Origin of the sequence: Solirhodobacter olei (assembly GCF_004010155.1) — a bacterium.
GTDB lineage: Bacteria > Pseudomonadota > Alphaproteobacteria > Rhodobacterales > Rhodobacteraceae > Solirhodobacter > Solirhodobacter olei.
In genome coordinates this window covers 302,387-322,490 of record NZ_RRYH01000007.1, presented here as the reverse complement: position 1 = coordinate 322,490, position 20,104 = coordinate 302,387, and the positions used below count along the sequence as shown (strand labels likewise).

General features: G+C 66.3%; 18 protein-coding genes and 1 tRNA gene. 9 read left to right on the top strand and 10 right to left on the bottom strand.

The window, feature by feature from the left end; translation table 11 throughout:
- The coding region (locus EIP85_RS23000) for a DUF6671 family protein (protein WP_338325340.1) at positions 1-508 on the top strand (508 nt) is incomplete at its 5' end.
- Between the two features lie 39 nt (positions 509-547).
- Here the strand turns inward: EIP85_RS23000 and EIP85_RS07055 are convergent.
- The 5 genes from EIP85_RS07055 to EIP85_RS07035 all read right to left on the bottom strand — a co-directional run bounded on the left by EIP85_RS07055 (position 548) and on the right by EIP85_RS07035 (position 4,583).
- The gene (locus EIP85_RS07055; RefSeq protein WP_127901452.1) at positions 548-1,030 is read right to left on the bottom strand and encodes a fasciclin domain-containing protein; all 483 of its coding nucleotides are present in this window, start codon (positions 1,028-1,030) and stop codon (positions 548-550) included.
- A gap of 240 nt (positions 1,031-1,270) precedes the next feature.
- Positions 1,271-1,347, bottom strand: a tRNA-Pro gene (locus tag EIP85_RS07050).
- A gap of 45 nt (positions 1,348-1,392) precedes the next feature.
- Entirely contained in the window at positions 1,393-2,346 is a 954-nt protein-coding gene (locus tag EIP85_RS07045; RefSeq protein WP_127901473.1) for a DMT family transporter, read from the bottom strand.
- Positions 2,347-2,528: 182 nt separating this feature from the next.
- The gene (leuB, locus tag EIP85_RS07040) at positions 2,529-3,635 is read right to left on the bottom strand and encodes a 3-isopropylmalate dehydrogenase (RefSeq protein ID WP_127901451.1); all 1,107 of its coding nucleotides are present in this window, start codon (positions 3,633-3,635) and stop codon (positions 2,529-2,531) included.
- Between the two features lie 51 nt (positions 3,636-3,686).
- Entirely contained in the window at positions 3,687-4,583 is an 897-nt protein-coding gene (locus EIP85_RS07035) for a LysR family transcriptional regulator (protein WP_127901450.1), read from the bottom strand.
- A gap of 90 nt (positions 4,584-4,673) precedes the next feature.
- Here EIP85_RS07035 and EIP85_RS07030 point away from each other — a divergent pair, with 90 nt between their 5' ends.
- Entirely contained in the window at positions 4,674-5,588 is a 915-nt protein-coding gene (locus EIP85_RS07030) for an NAD-dependent epimerase/dehydratase family protein (protein ID WP_127901449.1), read from the top strand.
- Between the two features lie 43 nt (positions 5,589-5,631).
- Here EIP85_RS07030 and EIP85_RS07025 read toward each other — a convergent pair whose 3' ends face one another.
- The 3 genes from EIP85_RS07025 to leuC all read right to left on the bottom strand — a co-directional run bounded on the left by EIP85_RS07025 (position 5,632) and on the right by leuC (position 8,748).
- On the bottom strand, positions 5,632-6,423 hold the full coding sequence (locus EIP85_RS07025; RefSeq protein ID WP_241559913.1) for a hypothetical protein: 792 nt from the start codon (positions 6,421-6,423) through the stop codon (positions 5,632-5,634).
- A gap of 298 nt (positions 6,424-6,721) precedes the next feature.
- Positions 6,722-7,327, bottom strand: coding sequence for a 3-isopropylmalate dehydratase small subunit (gene leuD, locus EIP85_RS07020; protein ID WP_127901447.1), 606 nt, complete (start codon positions 7,325-7,327; stop codon positions 6,722-6,724).
- Positions 7,328-7,329: 2 nt separating this feature from the next.
- A complete protein-coding gene (leuC, locus tag EIP85_RS07015; protein WP_127901446.1) occupies positions 7,330-8,748 on the bottom strand; it encodes a 3-isopropylmalate dehydratase large subunit in 1,419 nt (472 codons plus the stop codon).
- Positions 8,749-8,986: 238 nt separating this feature from the next.
- Between leuC and EIP85_RS07005 the strand changes: the two genes are divergently transcribed.
- Positions 8,987-10,318, top strand: a complete 1,332-nt coding sequence (locus EIP85_RS07005; protein WP_127901445.1) for a mechanosensitive ion channel family protein — start codon at positions 8,987-8,989, stop codon at positions 10,316-10,318.
- Between the two features lie 67 nt (positions 10,319-10,385).
- Here the strand turns inward: EIP85_RS07005 and EIP85_RS07000 are convergent, their stop codons facing one another.
- Together EIP85_RS07000 and EIP85_RS06995 are read right to left on the bottom strand one after the other, a co-directional pair.
- Entirely contained in the window at positions 10,386-11,942 is a 1,557-nt protein-coding gene (locus EIP85_RS07000; protein ID WP_127901444.1) for a CRTAC1 family protein, read from the bottom strand.
- Entirely contained in the window at positions 11,939-13,222 is a 1,284-nt protein-coding gene (locus EIP85_RS06995) for an ROK family transcriptional regulator (protein WP_241559912.1), read from the bottom strand. Before EIP85_RS06995 ends, EIP85_RS07000 begins: the two co-directional genes overlap by 4 nt.
- A 212-nt stretch (positions 13,223-13,434) precedes the next feature.
- Between EIP85_RS06995 and xylF the strand changes: the two genes are divergently transcribed.
- The 6 genes from xylF (at position 13,435) to tspO (ending at position 20,060) form a co-directional block, all read left to right on the top strand.
- A complete protein-coding gene (gene xylF, locus EIP85_RS06990; protein WP_127901443.1) occupies positions 13,435-14,457 on the top strand; it encodes a D-xylose ABC transporter substrate-binding protein in 1,023 nt (340 codons plus the stop codon).
- Positions 14,458-14,575: 118 nt separating this feature from the next.
- Positions 14,576-15,871 carry a sugar ABC transporter permease gene (locus EIP85_RS06985; protein WP_127901442.1) on the top strand — a complete coding sequence of 432 codons (1,296 nt, stop codon included), beginning with the start codon at positions 14,576-14,578 and terminating at the stop codon, positions 15,869-15,871.
- A gap of 5 nt (positions 15,872-15,876) precedes the next feature.
- Positions 15,877-16,635 (top strand): ATP-binding cassette domain-containing protein, encoded by a 759-nt coding sequence (locus tag EIP85_RS06980; RefSeq protein ID WP_127901470.1) that lies wholly within the window; start codon positions 15,877-15,879, stop codon positions 16,633-16,635.
- A 1-nt stretch (position 16,636) separates the two neighbouring features.
- Entirely contained in the window at positions 16,637-18,079 is a 1,443-nt protein-coding gene (xylB, locus tag EIP85_RS06975; RefSeq protein WP_127901441.1) for a xylulokinase, read from the top strand.
- A gap of 9 nt (positions 18,080-18,088) precedes the next feature.
- Positions 18,089-19,393: a xylose isomerase gene (gene xylA, locus EIP85_RS06970; protein WP_127901440.1), complete on the top strand. Its 1,305-nt coding sequence runs from the start codon at positions 18,089-18,091 to the stop codon at positions 19,391-19,393.
- 199 nt (positions 19,394-19,592) lie between these two features.
- A complete protein-coding gene (gene tspO / locus EIP85_RS06965; protein ID WP_127901439.1) occupies positions 19,593-20,060 on the top strand; it encodes a tryptophan-rich sensory protein TspO in 468 nt (155 codons plus the stop codon).
- The last annotated feature ends 44 nt before the right edge of the window (positions 20,061-20,104 follow it).

Sequence of the window (20,104 nt, the reverse complement as noted above, 5' to 3'; positions counted from 1 at the left end):
CGATGCCGTCAGGGGAGGGCGGCAACCATCCCATCTTGGGCCAGGCGAAGACCCTGCTCCCTTCCTGGCACGTATCGGCTTTCCGGCGCAAAAGGTGATCGTTCGACCGGGCCATAAGGACGTGGGCCCCCGAATAAGCAAGGGCATCGGCAACCGGGCGGAACTGGCCGAGGCCATGGCGCAGGCGAGCCGTCTTTCGCCCGACCGCAAGGCGTTCGTGCAGACCGACATGCGCGCCCGTTGCAATCCGCGCAGGATGGAGACGCTTGGACGGCTCGCACAGAAACTGGCCGCGCGGCTGGAAGCGCCGTGCCCTGCCTGCGCCGCCCCCGGTTTTGGCCGAACCTCGGTCGAGAGAGGCCTGCCCTGTTCATGGTGCGGAGAGCCGACACACCTGGTGCGCGCCGAACTCTGGAGTTGCTGCGCATGCGCATACCGCGAGGATAGGCCGCGCTGCGATGGGCGCACGGAGGCAGACCCGGGTAGCTGCCCCCGCTGCAATCCCTGAGTGGAAAACCCCGCCGGCAGCGACCGACGGGGTCTCGATTTACATCTTGGGCATGATCACGCTGTCGATGACGTGGATCACACCATTCGAGGCGCTGATGTCGGGTTGGGTCACCTTGGCGTCGTCCACCATCACCGCGGGTTCGGTGTGGATCGTGACCTCAGACCCCTCGACGGTTTTCGCCATCATCCCATCGGTAAGGTCCGTCGACATCACCTTGCCGGGCACGACGTGGTAGGTGAGGATCTTGACCAGCTTGTCCTTGTTTTCGGGCTTGAGCAGGTCCGCGACGGTGCCCGCGGGCAGCTTGGCAAATGCCGCGTCAGTGGGCGCGAACACGGTGAGGGGGCCTTTGCCCTTCAGCGTCTCCACAAGGTCGGCGGCCTTAGCCGCGCTGACGAGGGTGTTGAAGCTGCCGGCTGCGACAGCGGTATCAACGATGTCCATCTCCTCCGCATGGAGCGGGGTAGAAGCGAGAGCGGTCACGGCGAAGGCCGTGGCAATGAACGTCCTTCTAAGCATGTCTTCGTCTCCGGTTGGGCATCCGTTTTGGAATGCATCAGGAATACGCGGCATGTGAGGGGTTGGATCACGGAAGCGTGATGTCAATCGTCCCGATCCGGGCGTGCCGGTTTTCCCGCCATCGTCTTCGAAGGCACGTTTCGCGGGACGGACAGCCCGATAGGCCAGATCCGCTGATCCAAAGTTGGGAGAGCGCCCCAAAAAGGGAGACCATCCAGACAATCGTCAAGTTGGGAAAATTGGTCGGAGTGAGAGGATTCGAACCTCCGACCCCCTGCTCCCGAAGCAGGTGCGCTACCAGGCTGCGCTACACTCCGACCGGTGCGCGGGAGTTATCGCCTCGCGCAGGCATTTGCAAGGGGTCAAGGACGCGCGCGGCCCCGGGAAAAGAGAGAAGGGAACCGCGCCGCCGGTCCCGTGTCAGGGCGGGCGCGGATATTGAGGGCTGGGCGATTCTCGGAGACCGTCGCGCGGCTCTCGCGGAACACAATGTAGAGGCCGGAGGCGACGATGACGGCAATGCCCAGCGCGGTCGTCGCATCGATTCGTTCGCCGAAGAACAGGTAGCCGTAAAGCGCCGCCCAGATGATCTGGGAATATTGCATCGGTGCGACCATCATCGCCTCTGCCGTTCGATAGGCCGCGATCATGCAGAGGCCGGCGAGGATGGCGAACAGCGCGATCAACGCCATGCCGCCGAGGTCGATCACCGGCATCGGCAGGTAGACCACTGGCATCAGCGCGCCCATGACAAGGAAGTTCGCCATCATCGGGTAAAGCAGGATCACTGCGCTGCGCTCCTCCTGCCCGATTTTGCGCGAGATGATCGAGGAGGTCGCCCCCCCGAGCGCAGAGATCATCGCGGCGATATGGCCAAGGCCGATCGGCTCCGCGCCGGGGCGCAGTACGATCAGCACGCCGACGAGGCCGGTGATCACCGCAATGCCGCGGCGCAGGCGCACCCGCTCTCCCAGAATCGGGATGGCCAGAACGGTGATCAGCAGTGGCGAGGCGAAAAGCATCGCGTAGACCTGCGCAAGCGGCAGCACAGAGAAGGCGTAGAAGGCCCCTGCCCCGGCGGTCATGTCGGAACAGATCCTCAGCGCGATCCACCAGGGATGCTTCGGGATGAGATTGGCGTCGGTCCGGTCGCGCATGAGCATGACGGTGACCACCGGGAAGCTCATCAACGTGCGGAAAAAGATGATCTGGAATGCGGAATAGGACCCGCCCAGATGCTTGATGATCGCATCATGAGTAGAGAACAGCGCGAAGCCGAGGAGCGCGAATAGCACACCCCGAACACTGTGATTCATCCGCATGGGTGAAGGCCTGCCGAACGGGTCATCGGGATGTTAGCGCTGTCGCAGGAGGATGCCCAGAGCGGGCGTTGCCTCAATTCTCGGTTGTCTCGGGCGCCGGGTCGGGGCGCATGGGGGCCGGCAGGCCCCCAGCTTCGGCGGGCGCGCCGCGCGGGTCGCGCGCGGCGCTGCCGGGATCAGAGGCTCGCGTCGAGCGCGGCGAGGACGGCGTCGCCCATGCCGGTGGTGGAGACGGGCACGCCGCCTTCCGGGCCCATCAGGTCGGCCGTGCGCACACCGTCGGCCAGCACCTTCTCCACCGCCTTCTCCAGCCTGTCGGCCTCGGCGCCAAGATCGAAGGAGTAGCGCAGCGCCATCGCGAAGCTGAGGATGCAGGCGATCGGATTGGCCTTGCCCTGCCCCGCGATGTCCGGGGCGGAACCGTGGACGGGTTCGTAAAGCGCCTTCGGCCGGCCGTTCTTCATCGGCGCGCCGAGCGAGGCGGAAGGCAGCATCCCGAGCGAGCCGGTCAGCATCGCCGCGCAGTCCGACAGGATGTCGCCGAAGAGGTTGTCCGTCACGATGACGTCGAACTGCTTGGGCGCGCGCACCAGCTGCATGGCGCCGTTGTCGGCATACATGTGCGAGACGGCGATGTCGGGATATTCCTCGGCCGCGATCTTGGAGACGACATCCCGCCACAGGACGCCCGATTCCATCACGTTGGCCTTTTCCATCGAGCAGAGCTTCTTGCTGCGCTTGCGCGCCAGCTCGAGCGCGGCACGCGCCACCCGGGCGATCTCGCTTTCGGTATAGCGCTGGGTGTTGATGCCCACGCGCTCGTTGCCCTCGGTGAAGATGCCGCGCGGCTCGCCGAAATAGACCCCGGAGGTCAGCTCGCGCACGATCATAATGTCGAGCCCGGCGACCACGTCCTTCTTGAGCGAGGAGAAATCGGCCAGCGCGTCGAAGCATTGCGCGGGGCGGAGGTTGGCGAAGAGGTCCATCTCCTTGCGCAGGCGCAGAAGGCCCCGCTCCGGCTTCACCGAGAAGTCGAGATTGTCGTATTGCGGCCCTCCGACGGCGCCGAGCAGCACGGCGTCGACCGCCTGCGCCTGGGCCATCGTGTCGTCATGCAGGGGCGTGCCGTACTTGTCGTAGGCGCAACCGCCGACGAGGCCTTCGGAGACATCGAAGACGATCCCCCGCTTGGCGCCCAGCCAGTCGATGACGCGACGCACCTCGGCCATGACCTCGGGGCCGATGCCGTCGCCGGGCAGGATCAGAAGGGAGGGATTGGACATGTCGTGCTCCTCGAAAACGTTGGTTCCGCCTAGCCCGCAGCCGCGGGAATTTCAAGCGGCGGTCAGGGGGGCGAGCCCTTCGGCCAGCGCATCCCAGACCCGGCGCAGCCTGGGCGTGTGACGCAGCGCCTCCGCCGCGGTCAGCCAGAGCGGCAGGCTCGGCAGCGGCAGATCGGGCACGATCCTGCGCAGGCCCGGGGTGGCATGCCCGATGGCGAGCTGGCCGATGCCAATCCCGGCACCGGCGGCCAGCATCGCCCAGCCCGCCGCCTGATCGTCGCAGCGCAGGCCGAAGTCGTGGCGGCCCATCTGCCACCCGTAGGCCCGCAGGCCCTGAATCAGAAGCTCCGACCGGTCGAGGCCGATCCAGTCGTGGCCGCGCAGATCCTCGACCGTTTCGGGCACACCGCGGCGGGCCAGGTAGCTTTCGGCCGCGAACAGGCCCAGCGGGCTGTCGCCCAGGTGCCGGGCGATCAGTGCGCCCTGCTCGGGGCGGTACATGCGGATGGCGATGTCGGCCTCGCGCCACAGCAGGTTGTCAGAGGCGTCGGTCGGGTTGAGCTCCAGCTCGATCTCCGGCGCTTCGGCGCGCAGGCGCGCGAGGATCGGCGGCAGCACGAAATGCGACACGATCAGGGAGGCGCTGATCCGCACCGTGCCGGCCAGCCGCGCGTCGCGCCCGGCAGCGGCAAGCGCCAGCCGTCCCGCCGCCGCACGCATCTCGCGGGCCGGGGCGATCAGTCCCGCGCCCTCCTCGGTCAGCGCGAGGCCCTTGGCGTGGCGACGGAAGACCGGGAAGCCGAGCGACGCCTCAGCCGCCTGCACCTGCCGGCCGAGCGTTGGCTGGCTGAGGCCCAGCTCGCGCGCCGCGGCGGAGAGCGAGCCCGTCTCTGCCACGGTCAGCAGGATGCGGATCTGGGACCAGTCGAGCGGGTCTGAGCTATGCATAGATGAATGAATAACATGCAGCATCGGCGAATTTCAATGCATGCGCGCATGGCTTAGCAATTCACCGATCAACGCGAACAGGAGAGAGCCATGACCAAGACCGTCCTCGTGCTCGGCGCCTCTGGCGGCTTCGGCTGCCGCGCCGCCGAAGCCTTCGACGCCGCCGGATGGGAGGTGCGCCGCTACCGCCGCGGCACCGACATCCATTCCGCCGCGAAAGGTGTCGATGTCATCGTCAACGGGCAGAACCCGCCGATGTATCACAACTGGCGGGTGCTGGTCCCGCAGATCACCGCCCAGGCCATCGCCGCCGCGAAGTCCTCCGGCGCGACGCTTCTGGTGCCCGGGAACGTCTATGTCTACGGCGATACGCCCGGCCCCTGGTCCGAGGCGACACCGCATCGCTTCACGGCCCGGAAGAGCCGGATCCGGTCGGAGATGGAAGCCACCTACCGCCGTGCGGTGCAGGAGGACGGGATCCGCGTGATCCTGCTTCGCGGCGGCGATTTCATCGACCCGGAGAACCCCGCGACGGTAATGAACATGCTGATCCTGAAGCGGCTGAAGCGGAACCGAATGACCCGTATGGGCCCGATGGGCACCGCGCGGGCCTATGCCTACCTGCCCGACATGGCCCGCGCCGCGGTGGCGCTGGCCGAAAAGCGCGACACGCTTTCGGCCTATGAAGAGGTGAACATGCCCGGCCTGACCTTCACGCTCGACGCGTTCCGCCTGGAAATCGGGCGCCAGACGGGCCGGACCCCGCGTGTCTACGCCTTCCCCTGGTGGGCGATGCGGCTCGCGGCACCGTTCCACGAGCTTTCTCGGGAGCTGCTGGAGATGCGTTACCTCTATCGCACCCCGCACAGGATGGCGGGCGAGGCCTTCGACCGCCTGCTGCCCGGCTTCCAAGAGACCGCGTTCGAGGAGGTCGTCGCCCGCGAGATCGCGGCGCTTGTGCCGGATCCGCGCGCGCCGCGCGCGACGGGGCGCGCAGCGGCCTGAGGGATCGCGTCAGCCGGCCGGGCCGCCGAAGCGGCCCGCCGGATCAGGCGGGCTGAAAGGAGGCGCGTTCGGCGGCGCGATTCTGGCGGCGCTTCTCGCGGATCATCTGCGCGATCCGTCCCATCGCGATGCCGCGCATGAACAGGCTCGCCGGCAGGAAGGCCCAGGCCGAGACCGTCCAGACCAGCGTCTGCGGCGAAGAGAGCGTGATCGGCTGGAACGACGACATCGCCAGCTTCACCACGGCCGGGATCAGGAAGGGCAGCAGGAAGCCCAGCGCGATGTTGAACCGCGCGTCGCGTTCCAGCCGGGCCACCACGTCGCCGCCGGCGGTGGGATCGAAGGTCGGCAGGTTGACCCAGACGTTGAACGCGCCCAACCGGTTCGGCCAGTTGAAGATCTTCAGAACGATCACGAAGACCGCCAGCATGACGAGCGAGATGAGGTAGGCCATCCCCGCAGCCGTGCGCACCAGCATGACATGTTCGACCGGTGTCTTTGCCGGCAGCATCAGCGTGATCAGGCGCACCGGGCTGTAGGGCACGTCGATCGCCCCGCCCACCAGCGTGCCCACGGCCTTCACGAAGGCGCCGAAGGGGGTGGGATCGGTCTGCGCCTGGCAGATCACGGTGATCAGGAAGACGCTCAGGAACAGCGCGAGGAAGCGGATGCGGTTGAAGGGCGGCGCGTAGCGGAACTCGATCAACCCGGGATAGGTCGATGCGTATTCGGCAAACGTCAGCGCGCCGGCGAAGAGGCCGAAGAAGGCCACCACCTGCGTCGAATCACTGTTACCCTGCGACAACATGAGCGACGGAGTCGCGATCAACAGCATAACCAATACGGCACGCACAAACGCGCCCGGAATCCTCTGGAGCACTGCCCGTCTACCCTCAACCCGGCCGGGGGAGGTACGATGCCGCCCCCTTTTTCCTTGTCGATCGCGCCAATTATGGCGCTGCGCCTCATTCGTGCCCAATTTTTGCCTACTTTCCCAACCCTAGCAATCCCTTGTTGAGAAAAGCGTGCCGGTTCGGCGGTTTGAGGGCGATTCTGTCGCCGCAATGCATCAATATTGCAGCGAAAAGGGGGCGCCCGATCCGGACGCCCCCTCATTTTTGCCCAGATCTGGATCAGACCCAGGGGCGCAGCGTTTCCGCCTTCGCCTCAAACGTGTCGATCGCCGAGGCCTTCTCCAGCGTCAGACCGATATCGTCCAACCCGTTGAGAAGGCAATGCTTCTTGAACGGATCCACCTCGAAGTGGAAGGTGTTCCCGTCCGAGGAGGTGACCGTCTGGCTTTCCAGATCCACGGTGATCCGCGCGTTCGACCCCTTACGCGCATCCTCCATCAACTCGTCGATGGCCTCTTGCGGCAAAACGACCGGCAGGATCCCGTTCTTGAAGCAGTTGTTAAAGAAGATGTCGGCAAAGCTCGTCGAGATAACGCAGCGGATGCCAAAATCGAGAAGCGCCCAGGGCGCATGCTCGCGCGAGGAGCCGCAGCCGAAATTATCGCCCGCCACGATGATTTCAGCATGGCGATACGCCGGCTGGTTGAGCACAAAATCCTCACGCTCGTTGCCATTGTCGTCATAGCGCATCTCGTCGAACAGGTTCTTGCCGAGGCCCGAACGCTTGATCGTCTTCAGGAACTGCTTGGGGATAATCATATCGGTGTCGATATTGACCAAGGGCATCGGGGCCGCGACCCCGGTGAGCTTTTCGAACTTGTCCATGCTCAGGCCTCCTCGCCCATCAGCTCGCGCACATCGGTCAGATGCCCCGTCACGGCGGCAGCCGCCGCCATCGCCGGGCTCATCAGATGCGTCCGGCCCCCGCGGCCCTGGCGGCCCTCGAAGTTCCGGTTCGAGGTTGCCGCACAGCGCTCGCCGGGCGAGAGCTGGTCGGGGTTCATCGCGAGGCACATGGAGCAGCCCGCGAGGCGCCATTCGAAGCCCGCGTCGATAAAGATCTGGGCCAGCCCTTCCTGTTCAGCCTGCTCGCGCACAAGGCCGGAGCCCGGCACCACCATCGCTCGCATGCCGGGGGCGATCTTCTTTCCCTTCAGGACGGCGGCAGCGGCGCGCAGGTCCTCGATCCGGCCATTGGTGCAGGAGCCGATGAAGACGGTGTCGATCTTGATATCCGTCAGCTTCGTGCCCGGCTTCAGGCCCATGTAGTCGAGCGAGCGCTTCGCCGCCTCGACCTTTCCGCCGTGGAAGCTCTCCGGCGCCGGAACCTCGCCGGTGATCGGCAGCACGTCCTCGGGCGATGTGCCCCAGGTGACGACCGGGGCGATATCCTCGCCCTTCAGCGTTATGACCTTGTCGAAATGCGCGCCCTCGTCGGAGAAGAGCGTCTGCCAGTAGGCCATCGCCGCTTCCCACTTGGCGCCCTTCGGTGCGTGGGGCCGGCCCTTGACGTATTCGAAGGTCTTCTCGTCCGGCGCGATGAGGCCCGCGCGGGCGCCGCCCTCGATCGCCATGTTGCAGACCGTCATGCGGCCTTCCATGGAAAGCTCGCGGATCGCCTGGCCGCAATATTCGATGACATGGCCGGTGCCGCCCGCGGTGCCGGTCGCGCCGATGACCGAGAGCGTGATGTCCTTCGCGGTGACCCCGGGGCGGAGCGACCCGGTGATCTCCACCTTCATGTTCTTTGATTTCTTCTGAATCAGCGTCTGGGTGGCGAGCACATGCTCGACCTCCGAGGTGCCGATCCCGTGCGCCAGCGCGCCGAAGGCGCCGTGGGTCGCGGTGTGGCTGTCACCACAGACCACGGTCATGCCCGGCAGGGTCCAGCCCTGCTCCGGCCCGATGATGTGGACGATGCCCTGTCGGATGTCCGAGACCGGGTAGTAGACCACCCCGAAGTCCTTGGCGTTCTTGTCGAGCGCCTCGACCTGGATGCGGCTTTCCTCGTTCTCGATATGCCCCTCGCGGCCCGGCGTGGTCGGGACATTATGGTCGGGCACGGCGATGGTCTTTTCCGGGGCGCGGACGGTGCGGCCGGTCATCCGAAGGCCTTCGAAGGCCTGCGGGCTGGTGACCTCGTGCACCAGGTGCCGGTCGATATAGAGCAGGCAGGTTCCGTCGGGGTCCTGCTGGACGACATGATCGTCCCAGATCTTGTCATAGAGTGTGCGTGGAGCGGACATGGCTCATTCTTTCGCTTGAAGGTTACGACATCGGGTGCGGGCGCGCAGAGGGGCGCCGGCGGCTCAGAGTCGAGCGAGTACGGAGCGAGCTGCCCCGTAGAAGCGCCAAGGAAGGCGGGCGCGGTCGCCGATGTCGAAATAGCGCGTCATGCGCCGTAGATAACGCCAGCGCCCCTGTCAGGCAAGGCTGCTGGCGCGACGGGCCGGTTCCGTGCAGAATGACCCAAACGGGACCGGCATGAACCAGTTGCAACCGATCGCCCAAAGCGCGCAGGGCCTGTTCGCACAGGTCCTTCTGGTGCTGCAGCGGCTTCTGCTTCCGGCGCGGCTGGATCAGGTGCTGCTGCTGATCGTGCTGGTGGCGGCGGCGCAGCTCACGAAACGGTTTGGCGGCCCGGTCTTCTACGCCTGGATGAAGGGGCTGGAAGGGCGGCCGAAATGGCAGCTTCGTACCCTCATCCTGCTGCATAAGCGCCTCGCCATACTCAGTTTCGTTGTGCTCTCCTGGACCGCCGTGGCAGTGCTGACGCAGATCAGCCCGTTCCCCTCGCGTCGCTACGTGGTCACGATCGCGGCGACGCTGGCGACGGCCTGGTTCGTCGTCGGCCTTGCGGGGCGGGCGATCCGCAACCGCTTCCTAAGACGGCTGGTGACCTGGGGGGCCTGGGCCTATGTCACGCTGCATTTCCTGGGGCTGATCGAACCGACGGCGAATTTTCTGGACGAGTTCGCAATCACCCTCGGCGGCTTCCGCCTGTCCGCGCTGGCGGTTCTGAAGGCGCTGGTCGTCACGGGGATCCTGTTCACCGGGGCGCGGCTTCTGTCGCAGACCGCCACAAAGAGGATCGGCGAGAACGAGGATATCTCGCCCTCGATGCGCGTGCTGGCCGTGAAGTTCCTGCAGATCGTGCTTTACGGCTCGGCCTTCTTCATCGGGCTGAAGGCGGTAGGGTTCGACCTGACCGGCATCGCGGTCTTCTCCGGCGCGATCGGCGTCGGTCTGGGCTTCGGCCTTCAGAAGGTGGTCTCGAATCTCGTCTCGGGCGTGATCATCCTTCTGGACAAGTCGGTGAAGCCCGGCGACGTGATCTCGCTGGGCGAGACCTTCGGCTGGATCAACGCGCTTGGAGCGCGCTACGTTTCGGTCGTCACGCGGGATGGCAAGGAATACCTGATCCCGAACGAGGACCTGATCACCGGCCAGGTGGTGAACTGGTCGCATTCGAATGACTTCGTGCGGCTCGACGTGTTCTTCGGCACTGCCTACGCCGACGATCCCCACAAGGTGCGCCAGATCGCGGTGGAGGCCTGCGCGACGGTGAAACGGGTACTGAGGACCCGCGCGCCGGTCTGCCACGTCGTCGGGTTCGGCGACAGTTCGGTCGATTACATCCTGCGGTTCTGGATTTCGGACCCGACAGAGGGGCTGACGAATATCCGCGGCGCCGTTTACCTGGCGCTCTGGGATGCGTTCAAGGCCAACGACATTTCCTTTCCCTTCCCGCAGCGCGAGGTCCGACTTCTCAGCCACGACGCCCACGACCGCGCGCCGCCCCTGCCGGGGGACTAGGCCGCTTCAAGAAGCGCACGCAGAGGTGTGGGGATCCGCTCACTCACCCTGCCCCCTTTCCGGCGCCTCAGTAGAGCGGGCCTACAACCAGCCTCCTCCCCGCTGCGCGGAGCGAGAGCTTGCGATCCACGGCGACCTTCGCCCAGTCCGAGGTCGCGCCATCCGGCCAGACCACGCGCACCTCCGCGGCATCGGCCGATCCGAGGCCGAAATGGATCGGCGTCATGTGGCCCGAGGCATGGCCGCCGCCGACATCGATCTCCTGGTCCTGCATCCCGGCCTTGGTGCGCACCTGGACCCAGGCACCGACGGCATAGGCGTTGCCGCCCTTGTCCATCCGCGGCTGAACCTCCAGCCAGTGGTTGGCGGTGGGCGTGTCGTTCTGCCAAAGCTCCATCGGCGCGCGGCGGTTGACCACGACGAGGTCCAGCAGCCCGTCCCCGTTCAGATCCACAAGCGCCGCCCCGCGCGACCGCGCGGTGGTGCCGACCCCGGCCACATCGGCCTTTTCCACGAACTGCCCGTCCGGCTGCTGGATCAGCAGGTTGTTCGGGTCTTTCGAGGCGTTCGACATCATCTGGTCGACGTTACCCTTGGCGATGAAGAGATCGGCACGCCCATCGTTGTTCACGTCCGCGAACTCCGCGTGCCAGCCGGTGGAGGGGCGCCCGTCATCCCCCTTGTAGGGCCGCTGCGCATAGGTGCCGATCGAATACGGCGCGGGCGAGAGCGCCCCGCCGGAGTTGATCTGAAGCAGCTGGTCCCCCATCGAGGTTGTCATGATGTCGGGATAGCCGGTTCCCTTCAGGTCCGCGCTCGCGATCCCCATGCCCCAGAGCGAGACATGCGGCCAGCCCTCTGCCTCAGTGAATTCGCGGGGGGGCGAGGAGAGGTGCCACATCTGCTCGTACCCGCCCTTGACGTAATACTGCCGGTCATTGGCGATCCTGAGCGTCCGCTCGCCATTGTGCCGCCAGTCGGAGATCAGCATGGAAAGGGCGCAGAACCCCGGCTTCAGCGGGATCTTGGCCCCGAACTTCCGCCCCTCGGGCCGGATCAGGTAATTCACGTCGCAGGCGAAGAAGGGCCCGTTCGGGTTCTTGCGGTCGACGTAGTTGCCCACCGCGATGGTGGGCCAGCTTTGCCCCTTGTCCCAGGTGGCGGAGAAGGAAGTGGTCCACTTGTCCCCGGGATCGAGGCCCCAGGCCTTGGTGACGTCGGTGAACGTGCAATCCGGCCCGCCCTTCAGTATCTCGTTGCCGCCGACCCGCATCACGAAAAGATCGACCCAGCCGTCGCCGTTGATGTCGATCGGATAGGCGCCGGTCGTCTCGCTGATCGCGGGGATCTGGCCCAGCTTGAAGCTGATCGGCGCGCCGGGGTGCGCGGTGGTGTTCACGAAAAGCCGCGAAGGGCCGGAGCCGCCGGCCACATACATGTCGGGATAGCCGTCGTGATTGCAGTCCATGACCGCTACACCACCGCCGACGAAGTGCTCCCACCCGCCGGAATAGACCTGTACCGCCGGCAGCGCCTGCGCGTGGCTGGTGAAATGCGGATCGGACGGCCCCGGCAGCGCGGCGGCGGCAAGGGCGGAGAGGAACCAGAGCACAAGACCCTTCATTGCGCCGCGACCTCGCGCGCCGTCGTCAGCTGCGCCTCGGTCACTTCCGACAGCGCCAGCGCCGCCGCGCCATGGGCCCAGAGCATGTCGCCCCAGGCGTGGATCTCGATCTTCGGCGCAGGGCGCCCGGTATTCAGCATCAGGGCCTCCATCTCGGCCAGGGTGTCCGCGGCGTAGAGGTAGTCATAGCGCATCCGCTCGCCCGAGAGGATGATGAGTTCCGGATCGAAGAGATTGACGACATTGGCGAGGCCGACCGCCAGGTACCTCCCCGCCCGCCGGAAGATCGACCGCGCGGCGGCATTGCCGGCCTTGGCATGGTCGTAGAGGCTTTCGAGCAGCACGCCGACCGGCTGACTCTCGCGATGGGTCCAGTTCAGCGCGGTCGTGGCCTCGCGCACCAGCGCGTAGTCGGCGACATAGGCCTCCAGACAGCCGCGCTGGCCGCAGCGGCAGAGTGCCCCGTCGAGTTGCACTTTCGTGTGGCCAAGCTCCATCCCGAGCCCCTGCGCCCCGCGATAGAGCCGGTGGTTGAGCACCAGCCCCATTCCGACGCCATGCTCGATGGTAAGCACCGCGAAATCGGGCAGCTTGCGGCCGACGCCGAACCACAGCTCTGCCATGGCGACGAGGTTGGCGTCGTTGTCGATATGGACGGGCAGGCCGAAGCGGGCGGTGGCGGCGGCGGCGAAGGGGGCGGGCAGCTCGGCCAGGACCGGCGACCACAGTACCAACCCCGCCGCGCGACTGACGAAGCCCGGCACGCCGATACCCACTGCGCTCAGCTCCCGCCGTGCGAGGCCGGCCTTGGCGCAGACCTTGTCGAGCAGAAGCTCGCCCGCATCGAGCAGCGCCGACATGTTCATCGCGCCCGGCACGCGGGGCACCGAGTCGCTTGCGATCAGACGGCCCGAGAAATCGACGACCACCGCGGTATGTTCGCGGTCCGAGAGCTTCATGCCGGCGGCGTAATGCGCCTCCGCCCGCACGCCCAGCGCCACGGCGGGGCGGCCGCGGCCGGTCTCGGGGTCGCGCGGGGCGCGGACCTCTTTGATCAGCCCGGCCTCGATCAGCTCCGAGGTGGCGGTGGTCACCGAAGCCGGGCTGACGCCCAGGTCCTTGGCAAGCTGCACCCGGGCGATCAGCCCGGCGGCGCGGACGCGCTCGAACACCTGCTGGCGCAGCGGGCGCAGCACCTCGGAGGGCGGCGGAATGAGGGGGCCGCAACCGGTCACGGCGCCGGCCGATTCCATCCTGGCCACGGTAGCGCGCGGCGTCATTTATTCGGCCTCCGAACAAAAAGGCAGGTCTGCGATGCCAGTTTCGCCGAAAAATTCCTGCAGCGCAGCAGTTTTCGCCCAAAGCCCGCACATCACAATACATCACGAATCATTTTTATTTTGACAACTAAATTTATTGCCGCCATCCTCGATTGGTCCCGGCGTGTTTGCCGGACAGGCCTACGCAGGCCGCATCCATTAGGGAGGATCACATGCGTAAATCGTTCCTGACCACCGCCGTGCTGGCGGTTGGTCTTTCCTTTCCGCTGGTCGCGAATGCGCTCAAGGTCGGGGTGAGCTGGTCCAACTTCCAGGAAGAGCGGTGGAAGACGGACGAGGCCGCGATCAAGGGCGCGCTGAAGTCCGCCGGCGCCGATTACATCTCGACCGACGCCCAATCGTCCTCGGCCAAGCAGATCACCGACGTGGAGAGCCTGATCTCCCAGGGCGCCAACGCCCTGATCATCCTGGCGCAGGACAACAAGGCCATCGCCCCGGCGATGAAGGCCGCCGCGGACGCCGGGATCCCGGTCATCGCCTATGACCGCCTGATCAGCGACCCGCGCGCTTTCTACCTGACCTTCGACAACATGGAAGTCGGCCGGATGCAGGCGGCGGAAGTGCTCGCCGCCATGCCGCACGGCAACTACGTCTTCATCAAGGGCTCGCCGACCGACCCGAACGCGGACTTCCTGCGTGAAGGCCAGCAGCAGGTCCTGGAGCCGTTCATCGACTCCGGCGAGATCAAGGTGGTGGGCGAGCAGTACACCGACGGCTGGCTGCCCGCGAACGCCCAGAAGAACATGGAGCAGATCCTGACCGCGAATAACAACAAGGTCGACGCGGTCGTGGCCTCCAACGACGGCACCGCCGGCGGTGTCGCCGCTGCGCTGGCCGCCCAAGGCATGGTGGTTCCGCTCTCCGGTCAGGACGGCGACCACGCCGCACTGAACCGCGTTGCGCTCGGCACGCAGACCGTCTCGGTCTGGAAGGACTCGCGCGTCCTCGGCAGGAAGGCGGGCGAGATCGCCGTCGAACTCGCCAAGGGCACCAAGATGGACCAAATCAAGGGCGCCACGAAGTGGAACTCGCCCGATGGGACGGCCATGACCGCCGAGTTCCTGACCCCGCAGGCGATCACCAAGCACAACCTCGACGTGGTGGTGAAGGCCGGCTGGATCACCAAGGCGGAGCTCTGCCAGGGCGTGAAGAACGGCCCGGCGCCCTGCAACTGAGCCGGGACTGCCCTTCAAGACTGACCTGAAGCGCCGCCCCGACCCTGTCCGGACCTCGCGTCCGGGCCGCGTCCGGGGCGGCGCAACCCTTCAGAGGCCTCTTCCGAGGATCATCTCCATGACCGCATCGGCCGATGTCGCGGGCGCGCCCCGCAAGAAATCCTTCATCGAAACCCTGGAACTCGACACCCGCATGCTGGGCATGGTGGTGGCGTTCATCGTGCTGACGGTGGGCTTCCACCTTGTCACCCACGGCCTGTTCCTAACCCCGCGCAACATCTTCAACCTGACGATCCAGACGGTTTCCATCGGTATCATGGCCACCGGCATGGTTTTCGTGATCGTGATGCGCGACATCGACCTGTCGGTCGGCTCGCTGCTCTGCCTGTGTTCGGCGGTGATGGGCCTGCTGCAGGTCCGCCTGCTGCCCGACATCGGCATCCCGCTCGGCAGCCCGCTTATCGCGCCGCTGGCGATCGTGTCCGGGCTCGCCGTGGGCGCGATCATTGGCGCGCTGAACGGCTGGCTGGTGGGCTATCTCGCCGTGCCCTCATTCATCGTCACGCTCGGCGGTCTCCTGGTCTGGCGCAACGTCGCCTGGTACATCACCAGCGGCCAGACGCTGGGCCCGCTGGACGACAACTTCCAGCTCTTCGGCGGCATCAACGGTACGCTGGGTGCGCCGGCCTCGTGGGCCTTCGGCATCCTCGCCTGCGCCGGCGCGCTTTACGCCCTCTGGCATGGCCGCCGCGCCAAGATCCGGCACGAGTTCCCGGTGAAGCCGGTCTGGGCAGAGGTGGTGATCGCCGCGGTGATCGTCGTCGCCATTCTCGGCTTCGTCTGGATCCTGAACTCCTACCAGATCCCGCCGGCCGTGCTGCGGCGCCACTTCGCCGCGATCGGCAAGCCGATGCCTCAAGGCTATGCCGACGTCTACGGGCTTCCAATCTCGGTCTTCCTGCTGATCGCGGTGGCCATCGCGATGACGCTGGTCGCACTGAAGACCCGCTTCGGTCGCTATGTCTTCGCCACCGGCGGCAACCCCGACGCGGCAGAACTTTCGGGCATCAACACCAAGCTGCTTACGGTGAAGGTCTTCGCGCTGATGGGGGCGCTGGCCGCGCTTTCGGCCGTCGTCGCCTCTGCCCGGCAGACCTATCACACCAACGACATCGGCACGCTGGACGAGCTGCGCACCATCGCCGCCGCCGTCATCGGCGGCACGGCGCTGGCCGGCGGTGTCGGCACGATCTACGGCGCCATCCTCGGCGCGCTGATCATGCAGGCGCTGAACTCCGGCATGGCCATGGTGGGGGTCGACTCGCCGTTCCAGAACATCGTCGTCGGCAGCGTCCTTGTGCTCGCCGTCTTCGTCGACATCGTCTATCGCAAACGCACGGGGGCCCTGAAATGACGGCCATGAACGAACGCGGCACGCCCCTTGTGGAGATGCGCGACATCTCCATCGCCTTCGGCGGGATCAAGGCGGTCGACCATGTCTCGGTCGACCTCTACCCCGGCGAGGTGGTCGGTCTTCTGGGCCACAACGGGGCCGGCAAATCGACCCTGATCAAGTGCCTGTCGGGCGCCTACCACCAGGACGCGGGCGAGATCTTCATCAACGGCCAGAAGGCCACGATCAACAACCCGCGCGACGCCCGCGCCTACAATATCGAGACGATCTACCAGACGCTGGCGCTGGCCGACAATCTCGACGCCTCCTCGAACCTCTTCCTGGGGCGAGAGCTGGTGACGCCGATGGGCTTCGTGGACGACGCCCACATGGAGGCCGAGACGCGCAAGATCATGCACCGTCTCAACCCCAACTTCCGCAAGTTCAAGGACCCGGTCTCGGCCCTCTCAGGCGGGCAGAGGCAGTCCGTGGCGATCGCCCGCGCGGTCTATTTCAACGCGCGCATCCTGATCATGGACGAACCCACCGCGGCCCTTGGCCCGCATGAGACGCAGATGGTCGCGGACCTGATCCACGAGCTGAAGCGTCAGGGCCTCGGCATCTTCCTCATCGACCATGACATCCATGCGGTGATGGAGCTTTGCGATCGGGCCAGCGTGATGAAGAACGGCCAACTTGTCGGAACCGTGAACGTCAAGGACGTGACGGAAGACGACCTTCTGGGCATGATCATCCTAGGGAAACATCCGGAAAAGGCCGCATAAAATGTATCTCGGGCTCGATCTGGGCACTTCGGGCCTCAAAGCCATCCTCATCGATGACGCGCAGAAGATGGTGGCGGAGGCTTCGGCCCCGCTCACCGTCAGCCGGCCAGCCGACGGCTGGTCGGAACAGTCGCCGGCGGACTGGATCGCCGCCGCCGAACAGGTCTTCGACGCGCTGGCCGCACAGCATTCGCTGTCGGCCGTGCGCGGCCTGGGCCTGTCTGGGCAGATGCACGGGGCGACGCTGATCGACGCCTCCGGCGAGGTGCTGAGACCCTGCATCCTTTGGAACGACACCCGCGCCTTCGCCGAGGCGGCGGAACTGGACGCCGATCCGGTGTTCCGCGAGGTTACCGGCAACATCGTCTTCCCCGGCTTCACCGCGCCGAAGCTGGTCTGGGTCCGCAAGCACGAGCCGAAGATCTTCGACCGCATCGCCAAGGTGCTGCTGCCGAAGGATTACCTGCGGCTCTGGCTCACCGGCGATCATGTCGCCGAGATGTCGGACGCGGCGGGCACCAGCTGGCTCGACACCGGCGCGCGGGACTGGTCGGACGGGCTTCTGGCCGCGACAGAGCTGTCGCGCGACAATATGCCGAGGCTGGTCGAAGGTTCCGAGGTGTCGGGCATGATCCGGCCGGAGCTTGCTACCCGCTGGGGCCTGCCGCGCAACGTGGTGGTGGCCGGTGGTGGCGGTGACAATGCGGCCTCGGGCGTCGGCGTCGGCGTGGTGCGGGCGGGCGAGGCCTTCGTCTCGCTCGGCACCTCGGGTGTCCTCTTCGCGGCGAACGACGGCTACCAGCCGGATCCGGAAACCGCCGTCCATACCTTCTGCCACGCCCTGCCGGACACCTGGCACCAGATGGGCGTGATCCTCGCCGCGACTGACGCACTGAACTGGTTCGCTGGTCTCGTCGGCTCCGACGCGGCGGATCTGACCGGCGGCCTCGGAGCGCTGGAAGTCCCGGGCAAGACCCTGTTCCTGCCCTATCTCGGGGGTGAGCGGACACCCCTGAACGATGCCGCGATCCGCGGCGCCTTCCTGGGTCTCGAGCATGCGACCGACCGCGCGGCGGCGACGCGGGCTGTGCTGGAGGGCGTGACCTTCGCCATCCGCGACTGCCGGGACGCGCTGGCCGCGACCGGCACGAAGATCGAGAGCCTGCAGGCCGTCGGTGGCGGCTCGCGGTCCGACTACTGGCTGAAGGCGATCGCGACGGCGCTCGGCACGCCCGTGCAACTGCCCGTCTCGGGCGATTTCGGCGGCGCCTTCGGCGCGGCGCGGCTGGCCCTGATGGCCGCGACCGGTGCGGGCGCAGAGATCGCCACCGCCCCGGCCATCGCCAGGGTCATCGAGCCCGAACCCAATCTTTCCGCGGCATTCGACGCGGCCCATGCCCGTTACCGTACCGCCCAGCGGGCGGTGTCGGGCCTGACCTCCTGAGGACTGACCATGAGTGACTTTTTCAAGGGAATCCCGGCACTTCGCTACGAGGGGCCGGACAGCGCCAACGATTTTGCCTTCCATCATTACAACCCCGACGAGGTGGTGATGGGCAAGCGGATGGAGGATCACCTCCGCTTTGCCGTGGCCTACTGGCATTCCTTCGCCTACGAGGGCGGTGACCCGTTCGGCGGGCGCACCTTCCAGCGGCCCTGGTTCGACGGCGGCATGGCCGGCGCCAAGCAGAAGGCGGATGTGGCCTTCGAGATGTTCGACCTGCTCGGCGCGCCGTTCTTCTGCTTCCACGATGCCGACGTACGCCCGGAAGGCGCTGATTTCGCAGAGAATACCCGCAACCTGGAAGAGATTGTCGACTATTTCGCCGCCAAGATGGAGCGGTCCAAGACGCGGCTTCTCTGGGGCACGGCGAACCTCTTCACCAACCGCCGATACATGGCGGGCGCGGCGACGAACCCCGATCCGGACATCTTCGCCTTCGCCGCGGCGACGGTGAAGACCTGCATCGATGCGACCCACAAGCTCGGGGGCGAGAACTACGTCCTGTGGGGCGGGCGCGAAGGGTACGAGACGCTGCTGAACACCGACCTCGGGGCCGAGGCGGAGCATATGGCGCGGTTCCTGCACATGGTCGTCGACTACAAGCACAAGATCGGGTTCAAGGGCACGATCCTGATCGAGCCGAAGCCGCAGGAACCCTCGAAGCATCAATATGATTACGATGTTTCAACGGTTTACGGGTTCCTGAAGCGGTTCGGGCTGGAGAATGAGATCCGTGTGAACATCGAGCAGGGCCATGCGATCCTCGCCGGGCACAGCTTCGAGCACGAGATCGCAATGGCCACGAGCCTGGGCATCTTCGGGTCGATCGACATGAACCGGAACGACTACCAGTCCGGGTGGGACACCGACCAGTTCCCCAACAACGTGCCGGAGGTGGCCGTGGCCTATTACGAGATCCTCAAGGCCGGGGGTTTCACCACGGGCGGGACCAATTTCGACGCGCGAATCCGCCGGCAAAGCCTTGATCCGGAAGACCTTATCCTGGCGCATGCCGGCGCGATGGACGTCTGCGCGCGCGGCCTGAAGGCGGCCGCGGCGGCGCTGGAGGACGGGTCCCTGGAGGCCGCGCGCAAGGCGCGCTACGCGGGCTGGGAGCGGGCTGAGGCGCAGGAGATGCTGGCCTCGGGAACGCTCGACGGGATCGCCGCGCGGGTGCTCAAGGACGGGATCAACCCGCAGCCGAAATCCGGGCGGCAGGAGCGGCTGGAGAATATCTGGAACCGCTTCGTCTGAACCGACGCGGGGACCAAACGGTTGGGAAAGCAGGAAAAATAGGGGCACCGATAGAGCACCGATTTGCTACCGCTTTCGCACCGTAAGATACCGTATTTCGGGACGGTGGGGCGGCGCTTCGCACAACGCCCCGCCGGGCGGCGTGAATCCTGCCCCGTCATGCCCTAGGTATGGCGGGCAGTGACCACAGGAGCGCACGATGCATCCCGACCTTTTTCTGATCTTTCTTGCGGCCTCGGCGGCCGGGGCGGCGACGGGCGTGCTGTTCCCGCCCGGCGCCTGGTACAGTTCGCTGAACAAGCCCACCTGGACGCCGGGGCGCTGGGTGTTCCCGGTCGCCTGGTCGGTCCTCTACCTGCTGAGCAGCTATGCGGCGAGCCGGGTGGCGGCGCAGCCCGGCAGCGGCATGGCGCTGGCCTTCTGGGCGATGCAGATCGCGTTCAACACGCTCTGGACCCCGGTCTTCTTCGGCGCGCACCGGATGCGGATGAGCCTTGTCGTGATGGCGATCCTCTGGCTGGCGGTGGCGGCGATGTTCGTGACCTTCTGGCCGCTCGACTGGGTGGCGGGGCTGCTGGTGCTGCCGTATCTCGGCTGGCTGACGCTGGCGGCGGCGCTGAACCTCTGGATCGTGCGGAACAACCCGAGGGACGGGACGGCGGGCTGAGGAGGGGCTGCGCCCATCCGCGGGGGGGGCGGTGAACGGTGCGC

Excerpts from the sequence above, each read along its gene's own strand:
- EIP85_RS07055 (WP_127901452.1), bottom strand. The coding sequence starts at position 1,030 with ATGCTTAGAAGGACGTTCATTGCCACGGCCTTCGCCGTGACCGCTCTC.
- EIP85_RS07045 (WP_127901473.1), bottom strand. The coding sequence starts at position 2,346 with ATGAATCACAGTGTTCGGGGTGTGCTATTCGCGCTCCTCGGCTTCGCG.
- leuB (WP_127901451.1), bottom strand. The coding sequence starts at position 3,635 with ATGTCCAATCCCTCCCTTCTGATCCTGCCCGGCGACGGCATCGGCCCC.
- EIP85_RS07035 (WP_127901450.1), bottom strand. The coding sequence starts at position 4,583 with ATGCATAGCTCAGACCCGCTCGACTGGTCCCAGATCCGCATCCTGCTG.
- EIP85_RS07030 (WP_127901449.1), top strand. The coding sequence starts at position 4,674 with ATGACCAAGACCGTCCTCGTGCTCGGCGCCTCTGGCGGCTTCGGCTGC.
- EIP85_RS07025 (WP_241559913.1), bottom strand. The coding sequence starts at position 6,423 with ATGCTGTTGATCGCGACTCCGTCGCTCATGTTGTCGCAGGGTAACAGT.
- leuD (WP_127901447.1), bottom strand. The coding sequence starts at position 7,327 with ATGGACAAGTTCGAAAAGCTCACCGGGGTCGCGGCCCCGATGCCCTTG.
- leuC (WP_127901446.1), bottom strand. The coding sequence starts at position 8,748 with ATGTCCGCTCCACGCACACTCTATGACAAGATCTGGGACGATCATGTC.
- EIP85_RS07005 (WP_127901445.1), top strand. The coding sequence starts at position 8,987 with ATGAACCAGTTGCAACCGATCGCCCAAAGCGCGCAGGGCCTGTTCGCA.
- EIP85_RS07000 (WP_127901444.1), bottom strand. The coding sequence starts at position 11,942 with ATGAAGGGTCTTGTGCTCTGGTTCCTCTCCGCCCTTGCCGCCGCCGCG.
- EIP85_RS06995 (WP_241559912.1), bottom strand. The coding sequence starts at position 13,222 with ATGACGCCGCGCGCTACCGTGGCCAGGATGGAATCGGCCGGCGCCGTG.
- xylF (WP_127901443.1), top strand. The coding sequence starts at position 13,435 with ATGCGTAAATCGTTCCTGACCACCGCCGTGCTGGCGGTTGGTCTTTCC.
- EIP85_RS06985 (WP_127901442.1), top strand. The coding sequence starts at position 14,576 with ATGACCGCATCGGCCGATGTCGCGGGCGCGCCCCGCAAGAAATCCTTC.
- EIP85_RS06980 (WP_127901470.1), top strand. The coding sequence starts at position 15,877 with ATGAACGAACGCGGCACGCCCCTTGTGGAGATGCGCGACATCTCCATC.
- xylB (WP_127901441.1), top strand. The coding sequence starts at position 16,637 with ATGTATCTCGGGCTCGATCTGGGCACTTCGGGCCTCAAAGCCATCCTC.
- xylA (WP_127901440.1), top strand. The coding sequence starts at position 18,089 with ATGAGTGACTTTTTCAAGGGAATCCCGGCACTTCGCTACGAGGGGCCG.
- tspO (WP_127901439.1), top strand. The coding sequence starts at position 19,593 with ATGCATCCCGACCTTTTTCTGATCTTTCTTGCGGCCTCGGCGGCCGGG.